Genomic DNA, 16,551 nt, shown 5'->3' with positions numbered 1-16,551 from the left:
AGGAAGGCATCCATGACCAATCTGCCGAAAGACAGGCTGCGCGTAGGCTTCGTGGGCACCGGCTTCATCGCCCAGTTCCACCTGAAGTCGATGGTCGGTGTGCGCAATATCGACGTTGTCGGCGTCTATAGCCGCAAGGCCGAAAACCGCGCTCACTTCTCGGCTTTGGTTTCGGAACTTGGCCTTGGCTCCTGCACGAGCCATGACAGCCTGGAAAGCCTGCTGCGCGACGAGAATGTCGACGCCATCTGGATCCTTTCGCCCAACTACACGCGCCTCGACGTCATGCGCACGCTGCACGACGAAGTGACCGCCGGCCGCAGCAAGGTCTTTGCCGTCGCCTGCGAAAAGCCATTGGCCCGCACCGTTGCCGAAGCACGCGAAATGCTGCGCCTTGCCACCAATGCCAAGCTCAACCACGGCTACCTTGAAAACCAGGTTTTCTGCACGCCGGTGCTTCGCGGCAAGGAGATCGTCTGGCGGCGTGCCGCTTCGACCACCGGCAGGCCCTATCTGGCGCGCGCGGCCGAAGAGCATTCCGGCCCGCACGAGGCCTGGTTCTGGAAAGGCGACAAGCAGGGCGGCGGCGTGCTGTCCGACATGATGTGCCATTCGGTGGAAGTGTCGCGTCACCTGTTGACCGAGCCGGGTGCGCCGCGCAAGTCGCTCAAGGTCAAGTCCGTCAACGGCACGGTCGCCAATCTGAAGTGGACGCGCCCGCATTATGCCGACCAGTTGAAGCAGCGCTATGGCAGCGGGGTCGATTATCGCAATCACCCTTCGGAAGATTTCGCACGCGCCACCGTGTCGCTCGAGGACGAGCAGGGCAACGATCTGATGATCGAGGCCACGACCTCCTGGGCCTATGTCGGCGCGGGCCTGCGCATCCAGCTCGAACTGCTCGGGCCCGAATATGCGATGGAGTTCAACTCGCTGAACACCGGCCTTAAGATCTTCATGTCGCGCGCGGTGACCGGTTCGGAAGGCGAGGATCTCGTCGAAAAGCAGAATGCCGAGCAGGGCCTGATGCCGGTGCTGGAAGACGAAGCCGGTGTCTACGGTTACACCGACGAGAACCGTCACATGACCGAGTGCTTCCGCAAGGGTGAGACGCCACTGGAGACTTTTGAGGACGGGCTTGCCGTGGTGGAAATCATGATGGGCCTTTACCGCTCGGCGGAAATAGGCGAGACCGTGCACTTCCCGGCACCGGAACTCGAAAACTATGTGCCGGTCGTCGCACGTCACATCAGTTAAGTAGTCATGTCCGTATCGCCGCTTCTCATCCTCGGAAACGTCAATGTCGACCTCGTCATGGGGGAGGTCGACGGCTGGCCTGCCATCGGCACCGAAGTCGTGGTGCCGCGCAGCGAGATGCGGCCGGGCGGTTCGGCCGGCAACACCGCGCTGGCGCTGAGCGGCATGGGCATCGCGCACCGGCTGCTCGCCAGCGTCGGCAACGACGCCATGGGCAGCTGGCTTGCCGGCTATTTCGACGAGGCCTGCTCGACCTGGGTGATCGACGATTCCGACACGACAATCAGTGTCGGCATCGTTCACAAGGGCGGCGATCGCGTGTTTTTCACCGCGCCGGGTCATCTGCATCACGCCCGGCTCGAAGACCTGCTCGCCCATATTCCGGCGGCGCCTACGGCGTCGAGCTTCGCCTGCATTTCCGGCGGCTTCCTCATGCCCTCGCTGATCGAGGGAACGAGCGAACTGCTCCGGCTTCTGAAACAGCGCGGCTGGCAGACGGCGATCGATCCGGGCTGGCCACCGGAGGGTTGGACCGAGGCCAACAAGAAGCGCTCGCTGGAATGGCTATCGCTGACCGACTACGCGCTGCTCAACGCCGAGGAGGTGAAGGGCCTGGGCGAGAATGAGAACCTCGATACGGCCGCCGTGACGCTTTCAGGCCGGCTCGGTGCCGGCCAGACGCTGGTGATCAAGAACGGCCCGGAGGGCGCAACCGCCATCCGTGACGGCAAATCGGTTTCGGCCAAGGCGCCGCCGGTCACGGTCATCGATACGGTCGGCGCCGGCGACACTTTCAACGCTGCTTTCCTCGCCGGATTGAGCTTGGGCGACAGTTTGCAGGGCGCGCTTGAACGCGGTGTCCGCGCGGCCTCTCTGGCGATCTCGACCTTCCCGCGCCGATACACGGCCTGACCTGTCCGCAGGTGTATTCGAGCCCGTGCGCGATTCGCCGCAGCGACCGTGCAGCGCGCGAGAATGCTTGAATTTCTCGCCGTTACCGCGTACGGAAAACAAAAAAATTTACTATCAGTAAAAATTTAACGGATAGTCCCAAAGATCGAAATCGATTTTTGGAAAGGATCATGCGTAGATTCAAGGGGTTACGGCGTCCTTTGCTCCCCGAATGGGCGAGCAGCGCTGTAACGTGGCGGGTGAGCGAAGTGGCGAAGACATCGACACAGGCGGCAGAGCCGCGCAAGCAGGGCAAACGCAGAAGTGAGGCCGTGCAGGCGATCAAGCCGCTGACAAAGGACCTCAATGCCTCCAAGAGCCTGAACCAGAATCCGCATGCGGTTCGCGATACCCGCGAAAACGTGCTGGAAGTCGCTATCGGGCGCGAAGTCCGCGCCTTCCGCAAGAAGCTTGGCATCACTGTGGCTGATCTGGCTGCGGCCACGAACATCTCGCTCGGCATGCTGTCCAAGATCGAGAACGGCAACACCTCGCCGTCGCTGACGACGCTGCAGTCCCTGTCGCGGGCACTGGGCGTGCCGCTGACGGCATTTCTCCGCCGCTTCGAAGAGGAGCGCAACGCGGTGTTCGTCAAGGCCGGGGAAGGAGTCGATGTCGAGCGGCGCGGAACGCGCGCCGGCCATCAGTACACGCTGCTCGGCCACATCGGATCGAACACCAGCGGCGTGACCGTCGAGCCGTATCTGATCACGCTGAGCGAGGATTCGGACGTGTTCCCGACCTTCCAGCATGACGGCATGGAGTTCCTCTACATGCTGGAAGGCGAGGTCGTGTACCGCCACGGCAGCAACCTCTATACGATGCTGCCGGGCGACAGCCTGTTCTTCGACGCCGATGCACCGCACGGACCGGAACAGCTGACCAAGCGGCCGATACGCTACCTGTCGATCATCTCCTACCCGCAGGGCAGCGGCAGCGACTGAGACAGACTCAGTCTTCCGAATGGGGCGATATTGCCGCCCCGCATTCGGATAGCGATGGCCTTTAGGCGGTGGTCTGGCGATCGCGCGTAGCCCTCTTCATTTGCACAACTCATCAGGCCGGTCCGCGCGTGCGATGGAAGCAGCGCGGCCTCTTCGGCATGGATTCTACCTGCCCGACACCGTCCCGGGCATAGCTCCACTACCCCAGATTGTCCTTGCCGTGGGACCTCACCCAACGTCACTGCGCGCTTGACAAGCCCCATGGCCGGTGTTTCTCATAAGGTAATTAATTTGCCTGGCAGTATATAAAAATAAACGGGGAACAGCGTCCCGCCAGGCTCCATGGACGCTCGAAAAGGGAAAGAAATGCCAAACCTCAATCGACGGATTGGGGTCATGGTCCATGCTGTCCTGCGTGGTCTGTGGCCGCCGACGGTGCACCCATTCGAATGGAGGAGATTCGATGGCTGAACGAAAACCCATCTCCGACACGGAAGGAATAGATCGCTTCATCGAGATCATCTCGGGGAGCCGGGCGGGCATGACACAGGAGGTCATCAAATGAGCCAGGCTGGATCAGAGGCATTGGACGTTCTTGACTACGAACACGGCAATCTACAGACCGGAACCAATTGGTGGGGAGCCTTTGTAATCGGTCTTGCCGGCACCATTCTCGTCACCGGGGCCGCGCCCGCATTCCTCACGGTTTTCGGTGCTTCCTACATTCCCTTCATAACTTTCTTCACTCTCACCGGCGTCGTTCTCTGCCTGCTTCTGGCTGAACTTTCGGCAATGATGCCGGGACGCACGGGCGGTTCTCCTTCCTACGCCTATCCCGCCTACAGGGAGCGCTGGCCGCGCCTTGCGCCGCATGTCAACGGCATTACCGCATGGATGTATTGGGTCGGCTGGATGCCGGTTGCGCCGCTCAACATGATCCTGGCGTCCTTCTACATCACGCATCTGTTCGGTCTTGACGCTACCCATGGCATCACGCCGGTCAGCACCTTCATTCCTTACTGGACACTTGCGATCACGGCAGTCGGCCTGATCGTTCTTTCCATTCCCGCCTATCTCGGCATCCGCTTCGGCACGTCCATGGCCACCGTGCTTGCCGTGCTCTCGATGATCCCGCTCACTTTCCTGTCGATCGGTTTCATCTTCAATCTCGACGCGGCGAACTGGAGCGAACTTGCCGGCTTCCGGCATCTCGACGGCTCCAGCTTCTTCGCCCCGGTCGGCGGCTATCCCGCGTGGATGATGTATGTGGCCTATGCGTTTCCGTTGCTTTGGACGGTGATCGCCTATGAAGCGGCCGCCTGCTACATCGGCGAATGCAAGCATCCGGGACGCGACGCCAAGATCGCGATGACTCTCGAAGGCGGCTACGGCGTGTTCGTCTACACCATGCTGCCGATCTCCTTCGTGGTCATACTGGGCGCCAAGGCCATCTCGGACCCGGCCCTGGTCGACCCCAAGACGATGTTCGTCACCTTCGCCAGCAACATCTTCCCCGGCGTGGCCGGAGCGGTGATGGAGTGGTTGATGGCGGCGATGCTGATCGTGGCGCTGGTGCTTTCGGCGCTGAATTCGCTGATGGGCTGCTCACGCTCGCTCTACCAGATGTCGCTCGACGGGCAGTTCCCGCGCTTCTACCAGCACCTCAATAAGCATCACGTGCCGGATCGGGCCATGATGACCAACGTGGTCGCCAGCCTGCTCATCGCCTTCATGGGCGGCGCGATCGAGATCTATTCCTTCTCCAATGTGGGATATCTCGGCTCGTTCGTTCCGGTGCTGATCGCTTACTATCTGCTGCGCAAGGACCGACCGAATGTTCATCGCCCGTTCCGCCTGCCTGAATACTTCAAGTATATCGCGCTCATGCTGGCTGCTTTGTATTTCTTCGTGTGGCTGGTCGGCGGTCTGATATACTCGTATATCGGCGGTCAGGCGATCTACTATTTCCTCGGCGTTGCCACCATCTTCATGTACCTTCCGCTCTATTGGTATCGCATGTGGGAAGACCGACGTGACGGCTTCGCACCTGCAATGGCAACCAGCGGCAACTGAGGAGTGTGGTCGAAATGATCCGGACTCTGTTCGGTCGCCCGCATGCAGCCGACAACCCGCTCGAGGTCAGCAATGTGCTGGTCGCGTCGGAGGGGCGGCGGTTCAGCCAGGAGGTGATCGATCTGGCCGTGCGCCTGGTGCGCGGCCAGGGAGGTCGCGCCCAGGTCCTGACCGTGGCCCGGCTTTGGGGAACGAGTTTCGGTCTCCCCAATCCGGGCCTGCGCCCGAGTCGGCGTGAAATGGCAGAGCAGGAAGAAAACATCATCTGGGCGATCGCCCAGCTGGAAAGTGCCGGCGTGGAGGCCGATGGCCACATCGTCACCACGCGCAATCCCTGCCGAAGCATATTGAGCGAGGCGAGGCGTAAGAAGTGCGATGCCATCGTCATGGGGGCGGACCCGCGCCGTAACTGGCTCGTCCGCAGCATGATGTGGAGCCAGGAACCCTATCGCGTTCGCGGCCGCACCGAGGTGCCTGTCCATCTCGTTTGCGCGGCTGGCCAACATTGAACTTCCGCTGCCGCCTGCCATCGGCGGGCGGCAGTCTCTGGCCCGATCGTGGTCAGCACAAATGAGCGACATGGACCAATCTTTTCTATAAGGAAAAAAACATTCATGTCAGTTGAATTCAAATATCGGACCTGCTAGCGTTTCACGCAGGCAGAAAACGAAAATGAGGTGAACGCCATGTGTGGCATTGTGGGGCTGTTTCTGAAGGACAAGTCGCTGGAGCCTCAATTGGGCGCCATGCTGTCGGAGATGCTGGTCTTGCTTACCGACCGTGGTCCCGACAGCGCCGGCATTGCGATCTACGGATCATCGGCCGAGGGCCAGGGCAAGCTCACCATCCAGTCTCCGTCGCCGAAGCGCGATTTCGCCGGGCTGGATGCGGAGCTCTCCAAGAAGATCGGTGCGCCGGTCGCCGTGACCGTGAAGTCGACGCATGCAGTGTTCGTCATGCCAGCAGACAAGCTGGAGGCCGCGCGCGAAGCTATCGTGGAATTGCGGCCGGCCGCGCGTGTCATGGGCATGGGCGAGACAATCGAAATCTACAAGGAAGTCGGCTTGCCGGTGAAAGTGGCCGAGCGCTTCGAGGTTTCGAAGATGAGCGGCACGCACGGCATCGGCCACACCCGCATGGCGACGGAGTCGGCTGTGACGACCATGGGCGCGCACCCGTTCTCCACGGGTCCAGACCAGTGCCTGGTGCACAACGGCTCGCTGTCCAACCACAACAATGTCCGCCGCGAGCTGCGCCGCGAGGGCATGACCTTCGAGACCGAGAACGACACGGAAGTGGCGGCAGCCTACCTGTCGCACAAGATCGCCGGCGGCATGGACCTTGGTCAGGCCCTGGAATCGAGCCTCGAAGATCTCGACGGCTTCTTCACTTTCGTCGTCGGAACCAAGAACGGCTTCGGTGTCGTGCGCGATCCGATCGCCTGCAAGCCGGCCGTCATGGCCGAGACCGACCGCTATGTCGCGTTCGGGTCCGAATATCGCGCGCTGGCCAATCTGCCGGGCATCGAACAGGCCAAGGTTTGGGAGCCCGAGCCCTCAACCGTCTATTTCTGGGAGCATTGAGACGATGGCTACATCCAATCTTGCCAAGGCGCCTGCGCCGGAGACGCAATATGAGGCGAGGGTATTCGACCTCGCCAAGGTCCCGCTGCGCGAGCTCAATCAGGCGCTGCATGATGTGGCCGACGGCTCGAACCAGACCGCCTGGGAAGTTCTGAATCCGAAGGGCAATCATGCCGTTGCCGTTGGCGTCGACGCGTCCATCAATGTCGATGTGCATGGTAGCGTGGGCTACTACTGCGCCGGCATGAACCAGAAGGCTACCATCACCGTGCACGGCTCGGCCGGACCGGGCGTGGCCGAAAACATGATGTCGGGCGCCGTCATCGTGAAGGGCGATGCCAGCCAGTATGCCGGCGCCACCGGCCGCGGCGGCCTGCTGGTTATCGAGGGCAATGCCTCATCGCGCTGCGGCATTTCGATGAAGGGCATCAACATCGTCGTGCGCGGCAATGTCGGCCACATGTCGGCCTTCATGGCGCAGTCGGGCAACCTCGTGGTCCTGGGCGATGCCGGCGATGCGCTTGGCGACTCCATCTACGAAGCTCGGCTTTTCGTGCGCGGCTCGGTCAAGAGCCTGGGTGCCGACTGCATCGAGAAAGAGATGCGGCCAGAGCACATCGAGATCCTCAAGGATCTGCTCGAACGGGCCGGAATGACTGATGCGAAGCCCGAAGAGTTCAAGCGCTACGGTTCGGCGCGCACGCTCTACAACTTCAACATCGACAACGCCGACGCGTACTGAGGTAAGACATGACCTATCACAATCCTCCGACCACGCCGCGCAGATCGGCAACGTTCGACGAATACACGATGTCGGAAATCCGGCGCGCCGCCGCGACCGGCATCTATGACATCCGCGGAGCCGGCGCCAAGCGCAAGGTGCCCCATTTCGACGACCTACTTTTCCTCGGCGCCTCGATCTCGCGCTATCCGCTCGAAGGCTATCGTGAGAAGTGCGACACGAAGGTCGTGCTCGGCTCGCGCTTCGCTACGAAGCCGATCGAACTGAAGATCCCGATCACCATCGCCGGCATGAGCTTCGGCTCGCTGTCCGGTCCGGCCAAGGAGGCGCTGGGCCGTGGCGCGACGATCGCCGGCACCTCAACCACCACAGGCGATGGTGGCATGACGGAAGAGGAGCGTGGCCATTCGCAGACACTGGTCTACCAGTATCTGCCGTCGCGCTATGGCATGAACCCGCGTGACCTGCGCCGCGCCGACGCGATTGAGATCGTGGTCGGGCAGGGCGCCAAGCCGGGCGGCGGCGGCATGCTGCTGGGCCAGAAGATTTCCGACCGCGTCGCCGAGATGCGCACCCTGCCCAAGGGCATCGACCAGCGCTCGGCCTGCCGCCATCCCGACTGGACCGGCCCGGACGATCTGGAAATCAAGATCCTCGAAATCCGCGAGATCACCGACTGGGAAAAGCCGATCTATGTGAAGGTCGGCGGCGCGCGGCCCTACTACGACACCGCATTGGCGGTGAAGGCCGGTGCCGACGTCGTGGTGCTCGACGGCATGCAGGGCGGCACTGCCGCCACGCAGGAAGTCTTCATCGAGAATGTCGGCCAGCCGACGCTCGCCTGCATTCGCCCCGCGGTTCAGGCGCTGCAGGATCTCGGGATGCACCGCAAGGTCCAACTCATCGTCTCGGGCGGCATCCGCAATGGCGCCGACGTCGCCAAGGCGCTGGCGCTTGGCGCCGACGCCGTGTCCATCGGCACGGCTGCGCTGGTTGCGCTCGGCGACAACGATCCGCGCTGGGAGGCCGAATACGAGAAGCTCGGTACCATCGCCGGCGCCTATGACGACTGGCATGAAGGAAAGGACCCTGCAGGCATCACGACGCAGGACCCTGAACTGATGAAACGTGTGGATCCGATCGCGGCGGGGCGTCGCCTGGCCAACTACCTGAAGGTCATGACGCTGGAAGCGCAGACCATCGCGCGCGCCTGCGGCAAGAACCATGTGCACCACCTCGAGCCGGAGGATCTGTGCGCACTCTCGATTGAAGCCGCTGCCATGGCAGGCGTGCCGCTGGCGGGCACCAACTGGATACCGGGGAAAAATAACTTCTAACAAAAATAAATAATCCAAGCCGAGAGGAACAAATAAAATGGGAACGGCTTTCGATACGAAACTAGAAAACAAAACGACGACCGACCTCGCAGAGTTCGCGAAGGCTCGCAACGTCAAGTATTTCATGGTTACCTATACCGACCTGTTTGGCAGCCAGAGGGCCAAACTCGTTCCGGCACGGGCCATTGCCGACATGCAAAAAGACGGAGCCGGCTTTGCCGGCTTCGCGACGTGGATGGACCTGACCCCGGCCCATCCCGACATGCTGGCGGTGCCGGATCCGAGCTCGGTGATCCAGCTGCCGTGGAAGCCGGAAGTTGCCTGGCTCGCTTCCGACTGCGTCATGGAAGGCAAAAGCGTCGAGCAGGCACCGCGCAACACGCTGAAACGTCTTATCGCTGAGGCGGCTAAGGAAGGCCTTCGCGTCAAGACCGGTATCGAGCCGGAATTCTTCCTGACTACGCCCGACGGCAAGATGATTGCCGACTCGTATGACACCGCGAACAAGCCCTGCTACGACCAGCAGGCGGTCATGCGCCGTTACGACATCATAGCCGAAGTCGCCGATGCCATGCTCGACCTCGGCTGGGAGCCGTATCAGAACGACCACGAGGACGCCAACGGGCAGTTCGAAATGAACTGGGCCTACGACGACACGCTGGCGACCGCCGACAAGTACTCCTTCTTCAAGTTCATGATGAAAACCGTTGCCGAGAAGCACGGTCTGCGCGCCACTTTCATGCCGAAGCCATTCCCGACGCGTACCGGTAACGGCTGCCACGCGCATATCTCGGTCTGGGACCTCGACGGCCAAGTCAACATGTTCGCCGACCGAAATTCTTCGGACGGCCTGTCGGAGAAGGGCATGCACTTCCTGGGAGGTATCATCAAGCACGCCCCGGCGCTCACCGCGATCACCAACCCGACCGTGAATTCCTACAAGCGCATCAACGCGCCGCGTACGACTTCGGGGGCGACCTGGGCCCCCAACACGGTGACCTGGACCGGCAACAACCGCACGCACATGGTGCGGGTGCCCGGCCCCGGCCGTTTCGAGCTTCGCCTGCCCGACGGTGCGGCCAATCCCTATCTGATGCAGGCTGTCATCATCGCGGCCGGCCTCAGCGGTATCCGCGCCAAGGCAGATCCCGGCCCGCGCAGCGACATCGACATGTACAAGGACGGCCACACCGTGACGCACGGCTCGAAGCTGCCCTTGAACCTGCTCGACGCCTTGCGCGAGCTCGACAACGACACCGAGCTGAAGGGGCTGATGGGTGAGGAGTTCACGCGTGGCTTCATCAAGCTGAAGACGCAGGAGTGGAACTCCTACGCAAGCCAGCTAACCCAGTGGGAACTCGACAATACCCTCGACTGCTAACTTGCTTTGGGAAACGGAAGTCGCAGGCCTTTTCGCGGAAAACATGGTGATGAAGTACTCAATTTTTTCGCTCGCCAAGGCGGCGCTTACCGGACACAAGGGCTGGGGCCGCGCTTGGCGCGATGCCGCACCCAAGGCACATTATGACGTCGTGATCATCGGCGGTGGCGGCCATGGCCTCGCCACCGCCTACTACCTGGCGGAGCGCTACGGCATCCGCAACGTGGCGGTGCTGGAGAAAGGGTGGATCGGCTCGGGCAATGCCGGCCGCAACACCACGATCATCCGGTCCAACTACGGGCTTCCCGGCAACACCGGCTTCTATGAGCTTTCGATGAAGCTCTGGGAGCGGATGGAGCAGGATCTCAACTACAACACGATGGTGAGCCAGCGCGGCATCATCAATCTCTACCATTCCGACGCGCAGCGCGATGCCTTTGCCCGCCGCGGCAACACCATGCGCATCAATGGCATCGATGCCGAATTGCTCGACAAGGCAGCAGTGCGCAAGATGCTGCCATTCCTCAACCACGACAACGCCCGCTTCCCGATCATGGGCGGCCTGGTGCAGCGGCGCGGCGGCACGGCGCGCCACGATGCGGTGGTGTGGGGCTATGCGCGCGCCGCCGACGGGCTCGGCGTCGACATCATCCAGAACTGCGAGGTCACCGGCTTCGTGCGCGATCACAACGGCCGGATCACTAGCGTGGAAACCTCGCGCGGCAGGATCGGCGCCGGCAAGGTTGGCATGGCGGTTGCGGGCAATTCGTCCCGGGTTGCGGCGATGGCCGGTCTTAGGCTGCCGATCGAGAGCCATGTGCTGCAGGCCTTCGTGTCGGAGGCGATCAAGCCGCTGATCCCTGGCGTCATCACTTTCGGCGCCGGGCACTTCTATGTCAGCCAGTCCGATAAGGGTGGCCTGGTCTTTGGCGGAGACATCGACGGTTACAATTCCTACGCCCAGCGCGGCAACATGCCGGTGATCGAGGATGTCTGCGAGGGCGGCATGGCGCTGATGCCGATGATCAGCCGCGTGCGCATGCTGCGAAACTGGGGCGGCATCATGGACATGTCGATGGACGGCACGCCGATCATCGACAAGTCGCCGGTCGACGGGCTCTACCTCAATGCCGGCTGGTGCTACGGCGGCTTCAAGGCAACGCCTGCCTCCGGCCTGGTCTTTGCCCATCTGATGGCGACCGATGCGCCGCACGAGGAAGCCTGGCGCTTCCGGCTCGACCGCTTCGAGCGCGGCGCGATGATCGACGAGAAGGGCCAGGGCGCCCAACCCAATCTGCACTGAAAGCGAGGCAGGCGAAAATGCGTATTGCATGCCCCTTCTGCGGCGAACGCGAGAATGGCGAATTCACCTATCTCGGCGACGCCAAGCCGAAGCGTCCGTTCGTCGCCGTCATCGAAGACGGCAAGGGAGACGAAGGCGAGCAGGATGCCTTCTATGATTACGTCTACCTGCGCGACAACGTCGCCGGCGAGATGAGCGAATACTGGTATCACGGCGGGGGGTGTCGCTCGTGGCTCGTCGTCCGGCGCAACACACTCACCCATGAAATCCTCTCCGTCGCAGCAGCGCCCGGAACCGGCGCAGCCGTGGTGGATGTCGCAATGGCCAAGGCAGGTGCGGAATAATGGCATCGCAGCAAATGAACCGGCTTGCCGCTGGCGGCCTGATCGACCGCACGACCCCGCTGAGCTTCACCTTCGACGGCAAGGCCATGACCGGCTATGCCGGCGATACGCTGGCTTCGGCGCTGGTGGCGAACGGCGTGAAACTGGTCGGCCGTTCCTTCAAGTATCATCGTCCGCGCGGCATTCTCACCGCGAGCTCTGAAGAACCCAATGCGCTGGTCGAGCTACGCTCCGGCGCGCGGCGCGAGGCCAACACGCGCGCCACCACGACCGAGCTCTATGACGGGCTCGATGCGCTGAGCCAGAATCGCTGGCCCTCGCTCGGCTTCGACGTCATGGCGGTCAACTCGCTGCTGTCGCCGATCTTCGTCGCCGGCTTCTACTACAAGACATTCATGTGGCCGGCGAAGTTCTGGGAGAAGATTTACGAGCCCGCCATTCGCCGCGCTGCCGGCCTTGGCCGCACCAGCGGCGTGGCCGATCCCGACCACTACGACAAGGCCTGGGCGCATTGCGACGTGCTGATCGTCGGCAGCGGTCCGGCCGGGCTGGCGGCCGCACTCGCAGCCGGAGGCGCCGGCGCGCGCGTGATCCTCACCGAAGAGGATCCGCTGGTTGGTGGCCGCTTGAACAGCGACGGCGGCGAGATCGACACCATTCCCGCAGCCGAATGGGCGGATGCCGCGCTCGGCGAGCTTCGATCGATGCGCAATGTCCGTGTCATCACGCGCACCGCCGTTTTCGGCGTCTATGACGGCGGTACCTACGGCGCGCTGGAGCGCATCAACGACCATGTGCCGGTGCCGGCCAAGCACCAGGTGCGCCAGCGCCTCTGGCGCATCGTGGCGAAGCGCTGCATCCTCGCTGCAGGCGCGACCGAGCGGCCGATCGTCTTCCCCGGCAACGACGTGCCCGGCGTGATGATGGCCTCGGCCGTGCGGACCTATATCGAGCGTTTCGCGGCCGTGCCCGGTAAGCGGCTCGCGCTCTTCACCAACAATGACGATGGCTGGAAAACGGCCGAGACCGCTTTGCGGGCGGGCGTGGAAATCACCGCTGTCATCGATGCGCGCAAGAATGTGCCGGCGCATTGCCGGGCGCTGGCGGAGAATGGCGATTTTGCCCTCTATAGCGGCAACGTTGCCGGCGTGCGTGGCGGCAAAGCCGGCATCAGCCAGGTCGAGATTGCGATGGCCGATGGCCGCCGCGCGACCGTCTCCGCCGACACGCTTGCCATGTCGGGCGGCTGGAATCCTTCCGTGGGGCTTGCCTCGCATCATCGCGGTCGTCCGAAGTGGCAGGCCGAGATCGCCGCTTTCGTGCCGGATGGCTGCCCGCCGGGCATGACGGTCGCGGGCGCGGCCAATGGCGAGCTGTCGCTTGGCGCATGCTTGCGCAGCGGCCATGAGGCCGGCGCCAGCGCTGCTATGGATTGCGGCCATGCCGCCGCAAGGTACACCGCCCCGGCAGCGACGGATGAAAGCGTCGCCATTGCCCCGCTCTGGCACGTCGAGGGCAAGCAGAAGGCTTTCGTAGACTTCCAGCACGACGTGACCGCATCGGACGTGGCGCTTGCGCAGCGCGAAGGCTTCGAGTCGGTCGAGCACCTGAAGCGCTACACCACGCTCGGCATGGCCACCGACCAAGGCAAGACCTCGAACGTCACCGGCCTGGCGATCATGGCGCAGCTCAGCGGCCGGTCCATCCCGCAGACGGGCACCACGATCTATCGCCCGCCGCAGGTTCCGGTGGCGATCGGTGCATTTGCCGGACACCATCGCGACGAGAATTTCCATGCTACACGCCTGACGCCCTCGCACCATTGGGCGACCGAGCGCGGCGCCGTGTTCGTTGACACGGGCCTGTGGAAGCGCGCGCAGTGGTATCCGCTGCCCGGCGAAAAGGACTGGCTGGAATCCGTCACTCGCGAGGTGCTGGCGGTGCGCAACGGCGTCGGCTTCTGCGACGTTTCCACGCTCGGCAAGATCGATGTGATGGGCAAGGACGCCGGCGTCTTCCTCGACCGCGTCTACATCAACGCCTTTTCCTCACTCGGGGTCGGCAAGGCCCGCTACGGCCTGATGCTGCGCGAAGACGGCATCGTCATGGACGACGGCACCACGTCGCGGCTGGCGGAGGACCACTACTATCTCACCACCACCACGGCCAAGGCCGGGCCGGTGATGCAGCATCTCGAATTCTGCCGGCAGGTGCTTTGGCCGGAGCTCGACGTGCAACTCACTTCCTGCACCGACCAGTGGGCGACCTTCTCCATCGCCGGGCCGAACACGCGCGACCTGCTGCGCGAGATCGTCGATCCGGCGGAGGACCTGTCCAACGAAGACTTCCCCTTCATGGGCGTGCGCGAGGTGCAGCTTCGTGGCGGCATGGTGGCGCGGCTGTTCCGCATCTCCTTCTCGGGCGAGATGGCCTTCGAGATTTCCGTGCTCGCCCGCTATGGCGACGCGCTGGCGCGCAATCTGATGATTGCCGGAAAGCCATTCGGCGTCACGCCCTACGGCACTGAGGCGCTCGGTGTCATGCGCATCGAGAAGGGCCATGTCGCCGGACCGGAGCTCAATGGCACGACGACGGCCGGCGATCTCGGCCTCGACAAGATGATGTCCAAGAAGAAGGACTTTGTTGGACGCGTCATGGCCGGGCGAGAAGCGCTTGTCGCGCCGAACCGTCAGGTGGTCGTCGGTTTCAAGCCGCTGGACAAGGCAAGGCGGTTGCGTTCGGGCGCTCATGTCATTCCGAGGGGTGCGCCCATCGGACCGGAGACGGACCACGGCTATGTCACCTCCGTCTGCTACTCGCCGATCGTTGGCCAATGGATCGGGCTCGGCCTGGTCGAGCGCGGACGCGAGCGCATGGGCGAAATCGTGCGGGCGCACGACCCGCTGCGCGACGAGGACTATGAAGTCGAAATCTGCAATCCGTGCTTCTACGATCCCGAAGGAGGGCGTCAGCGTGGTTGATTTTGTCTGGAACGTCCGTTCACCGCTGCAACAGGCCGTCGTGCCGGGCAGGGCAGGGGCAATCGTTGCATTCTCTGGCGTGAAACTCGCCGAGATCCGCGACTTCGATCTGGTCCAGATATTTGCCCGGCGCGGGCAGCGGGAAGCGACCGCGAAGGCGGTGAAAAAGCACTATGGCGTCGAAGCGCCGGCACCGCGGCAGGCTGTATTCGGTAAGGGCGCGACACTGATCTGGTCCGGACCGGACCAGGTCATGGCATTGTCGGCGCGCAAGCCTGGCACGTTCCGGCCGCTGGATGCGATGCGTGAAAGCTTCGAGAGCATCGCCTCGCTTTCCGATCAGTCGGACGGGCGTTGCCTGATCCGCATGAGTGGCCCCCAGGTTCGTTCGATGATGGCGAAGCTGACTTCGGTCGATCTGCACGACAGCGTTTTTCCCGTCGGCGCGGCGGCCACGACGTCGATCGATCATGCGGCGGTCAATCTCTGGCGTTCGGAAAATTCCGAGGACGGATCGCCGGTGTTCAACGTTCTGGTTTTCTCCAGCTTCGCCGACAGCATCTGGCACACGATCGTCGACGCCGCCGCCGAATACGGCATCGAGATCGAAACCCGGCCTGCCGCATCGAGCTGACGCGCTAAACATCCTCCCAAATGACAAGCCGGCATCGGTTGCTGCCGATGCCGGCAATTTCTATGCAGCGGGCGTTCTATGCAGCGGGCGGCCCATCACGTTGCCAATGAGCTGATCAAGAACGCGCCGGCAAACCGACCGGCAGATGCCGTCCCAATCTTCGCAGTAAAACGCCGCGCGGATGTCTCCGCGCGGCGTTGATGATTGCGGTGGCTGCGGGCAGGCGGCCCGCGGCGCACTCGGATGCGGCTTAGAACAGGCCTTCGATCTGGCCGTGCTCGTTGAGGAAGATCTTCTCCGACGACGGCACCTTGGGCAGGCCGGGCATGGTCATGACCTCGCCGCAGATGGCGACGACGAAGCCGGCGCCCGCCGACAGCCTGACCTCGCGCACCGGCACGGTGTGGCCGGTCGGCGCGCCGCGCAGATTGGGGTCGGTCGAGAACGAGTACTGGGTCTTGGCCATGCACACCGGCAGGTGGCCGTAGCCCTGCTGCTCCCAGGCGTGCAACTGGTCGCGCACGCTCTTGTCGGCGATCGCCTCCGAGCCGCGGTAGATGCGCTGCACGATGGTGTTGATCTTGTCGAACAGGCCGAGCTCGTCGGCATAGAGCGGCGCGAACTGCGCCGCGCCGCTCTCGGCGAGCTGCACCACCTTGTGCGCCAGGTCCTCGATGCCGGCCGAGCCCTCGGCCCAGTGCCGGCACAGGATCGCCTCCTCGCCCATCGAGGCGACGAAGTCCTTCACCGCCTGGATCTCGGCCTGGGTGTCGGAGTGGAAGTGGTTGATCGCCACCACCGCCGGCACGCCGAACTGCTTGACGTTTTCGATGTGGCGGCCAAGGTTGGCGCAGCCCTTCTTCACCGCCTCGATGTTTTCTTGGCCGAGGTCTTCCTTCTTGACGCCGCCGTTCATCTTGAGCGCGCGCACCGTGGCGACGATGACCGCTGCCGCCGGCTTCAGCCCCGCCTTGCGGCACTTGATGTCGAAGAACTTCTCGGCGCCGAGATCGGCGCCGAA

General features: G+C 63.1%; 14 protein-coding genes. 13 read left to right on the top strand and 1 reads right to left on the bottom strand.

Annotation, left to right across the window (positions count from 1 at the left end; translation table 11 throughout):
- The first annotated feature begins 12 nt into the window (after positions 1 to 12).
- The 13 genes from M2281_RS19630 to M2281_RS19570 all read left to right on the top strand — a co-directional run bounded on the left by M2281_RS19630 (position 13) and on the right by M2281_RS19570 (position 15,530).
- Entirely contained in the window at positions 13 to 1,257 is a 1,245-nt protein-coding gene (locus M2281_RS19630) for a Gfo/Idh/MocA family protein (RefSeq protein ID WP_280822873.1), read from the top strand.
- Positions 1,258 to 1,263: 6 nt separating this feature from the next.
- Positions 1,264 to 2,169, top strand: coding sequence for a carbohydrate kinase family protein (locus M2281_RS19625; protein WP_280822872.1), 906 nt, complete (start codon positions 1,264 to 1,266; stop codon positions 2,167 to 2,169).
- Positions 2,170 to 2,339: 170 nt separating this feature from the next.
- Positions 2,340 to 3,152, top strand: coding sequence for a helix-turn-helix domain-containing protein (locus tag M2281_RS19620; protein WP_280822871.1), 813 nt, complete (start codon positions 2,340 to 2,342; stop codon positions 3,150 to 3,152).
- 561 nt (positions 3,153 to 3,713) lie between these two features.
- Positions 3,714 to 5,225, top strand: coding sequence for an APC family permease (locus tag M2281_RS19615; RefSeq protein WP_280822870.1), 1,512 nt, complete (start codon positions 3,714 to 3,716; stop codon positions 5,223 to 5,225).
- 14 nt (positions 5,226 to 5,239) lie between these two features.
- A complete protein-coding gene (locus M2281_RS19610; protein ID WP_280822869.1) occupies positions 5,240 to 5,734 on the top strand; it encodes a universal stress protein in 495 nt (164 codons plus the stop codon).
- 177 nt (positions 5,735 to 5,911) lie between these two features.
- On the top strand, positions 5,912 to 6,808 hold the full coding sequence (locus tag M2281_RS19605; RefSeq protein WP_280822868.1) for a class II glutamine amidotransferase: 897 nt from the start codon (positions 5,912 to 5,914) through the stop codon (positions 6,806 to 6,808).
- A gap of 4 nt (positions 6,809 to 6,812) precedes the next feature.
- Positions 6,813 to 7,550: a GXGXG domain-containing protein gene (locus M2281_RS19600; RefSeq protein ID WP_280822867.1), complete on the top strand. Its 738-nt coding sequence runs from the start codon at positions 6,813 to 6,815 to the stop codon at positions 7,548 to 7,550.
- An 8-nt stretch (positions 7,551 to 7,558) separates the two neighbouring features.
- Positions 7,559 to 8,887 carry an FMN-binding glutamate synthase family protein gene (locus M2281_RS19595; protein ID WP_280822866.1) on the top strand — a complete coding sequence of 443 codons (1,329 nt, stop codon included), beginning with the start codon at positions 7,559 to 7,561 and terminating at the stop codon, positions 8,885 to 8,887.
- A gap of 37 nt (positions 8,888 to 8,924) precedes the next feature.
- Positions 8,925 to 10,268, top strand: a complete 1,344-nt coding sequence (gene glnT / locus M2281_RS19590) for a type III glutamate--ammonia ligase (RefSeq protein WP_280822865.1) — start codon at positions 8,925 to 8,927, stop codon at positions 10,266 to 10,268.
- A gap of 49 nt (positions 10,269 to 10,317) precedes the next feature.
- Entirely contained in the window at positions 10,318 to 11,571 is a 1,254-nt protein-coding gene (locus M2281_RS19585) for a sarcosine oxidase subunit beta family protein (protein ID WP_280822864.1), read from the top strand.
- Positions 11,572 to 11,588: 17 nt separating this feature from the next.
- Complete coding sequence (locus M2281_RS19580; protein WP_280822863.1) at positions 11,589 to 11,915, top strand: sarcosine oxidase subunit delta; 327 nt, start codon at positions 11,589 to 11,591, stop codon at positions 11,913 to 11,915.
- Positions 11,915 to 14,896 (top strand): sarcosine oxidase subunit alpha family protein, encoded by a 2,982-nt coding sequence (locus tag M2281_RS19575; RefSeq protein ID WP_280822862.1) that lies wholly within the window; start codon positions 11,915 to 11,917, stop codon positions 14,894 to 14,896. The genes M2281_RS19580 and M2281_RS19575 overlap by 1 nt, the downstream gene beginning before the upstream one ends.
- On the top strand, positions 14,889 to 15,530 hold the full coding sequence (locus M2281_RS19570; protein ID WP_280822861.1) for a sarcosine oxidase subunit gamma: 642 nt from the start codon (positions 14,889 to 14,891) through the stop codon (positions 15,528 to 15,530). The genes M2281_RS19575 and M2281_RS19570 overlap by 8 nt, the downstream gene beginning before the upstream one ends.
- A gap of 250 nt (positions 15,531 to 15,780) precedes the next feature.
- On the opposite strand, the gene M2281_RS19565 is transcribed toward M2281_RS19570, so the two are convergent.
- Positions 15,781 to 16,551, bottom strand: a 771-nt coding sequence (locus tag M2281_RS19565) for a formate--tetrahydrofolate ligase (protein WP_280822860.1), incomplete at its 5' end; no start/stop codon positions are given.

Origin of the sequence: Pseudaminobacter soli (ex Li et al. 2025) (genome assembly GCF_029892515.1) — a bacterium.
Classification (GTDB): Bacteria; Pseudomonadota; Alphaproteobacteria; order Rhizobiales; family Rhizobiaceae; genus Pseudaminobacter; species Pseudaminobacter soli_A.
Note: the sequence above shows the minus strand (reverse complement) of the source record. Positions and strands in the feature narration are given on the sequence as shown.

Bases quoted from the DNA above. Each gene is read 5' to 3' on its own strand.
- M2281_RS19630 (WP_280822873.1), top strand. From the start codon at position 13: ATGACCAATCTGCCGAAAGACAGGCTGCGCGTAGGCTTCGTGGGCACC.
- M2281_RS19625 (WP_280822872.1), top strand. From the start codon at position 1,264: ATGTCCGTATCGCCGCTTCTCATCCTCGGAAACGTCAATGTCGACCTC.
- M2281_RS19620 (WP_280822871.1), top strand. From the start codon at position 2,340: ATGCGTAGATTCAAGGGGTTACGGCGTCCTTTGCTCCCCGAATGGGCG.
- M2281_RS19615 (WP_280822870.1), top strand. From the start codon at position 3,714: ATGAGCCAGGCTGGATCAGAGGCATTGGACGTTCTTGACTACGAACAC.
- M2281_RS19610 (WP_280822869.1), top strand. From the start codon at position 5,240: ATGATCCGGACTCTGTTCGGTCGCCCGCATGCAGCCGACAACCCGCTC.
- M2281_RS19605 (WP_280822868.1), top strand. From the start codon at position 5,912: ATGTGTGGCATTGTGGGGCTGTTTCTGAAGGACAAGTCGCTGGAGCCT.
- M2281_RS19600 (WP_280822867.1), top strand. From the start codon at position 6,813: ATGGCTACATCCAATCTTGCCAAGGCGCCTGCGCCGGAGACGCAATAT.
- M2281_RS19595 (WP_280822866.1), top strand. From the start codon at position 7,559: ATGACCTATCACAATCCTCCGACCACGCCGCGCAGATCGGCAACGTTC.
- glnT (WP_280822865.1), top strand. From the start codon at position 8,925: ATGGGAACGGCTTTCGATACGAAACTAGAAAACAAAACGACGACCGAC.
- M2281_RS19585 (WP_280822864.1), top strand. From the start codon at position 10,318: ATGAAGTACTCAATTTTTTCGCTCGCCAAGGCGGCGCTTACCGGACAC.
- M2281_RS19580 (WP_280822863.1), top strand. From the start codon at position 11,589: ATGCGTATTGCATGCCCCTTCTGCGGCGAACGCGAGAATGGCGAATTC.
- M2281_RS19575 (WP_280822862.1), top strand. From the start codon at position 11,915: ATGGCATCGCAGCAAATGAACCGGCTTGCCGCTGGCGGCCTGATCGAC.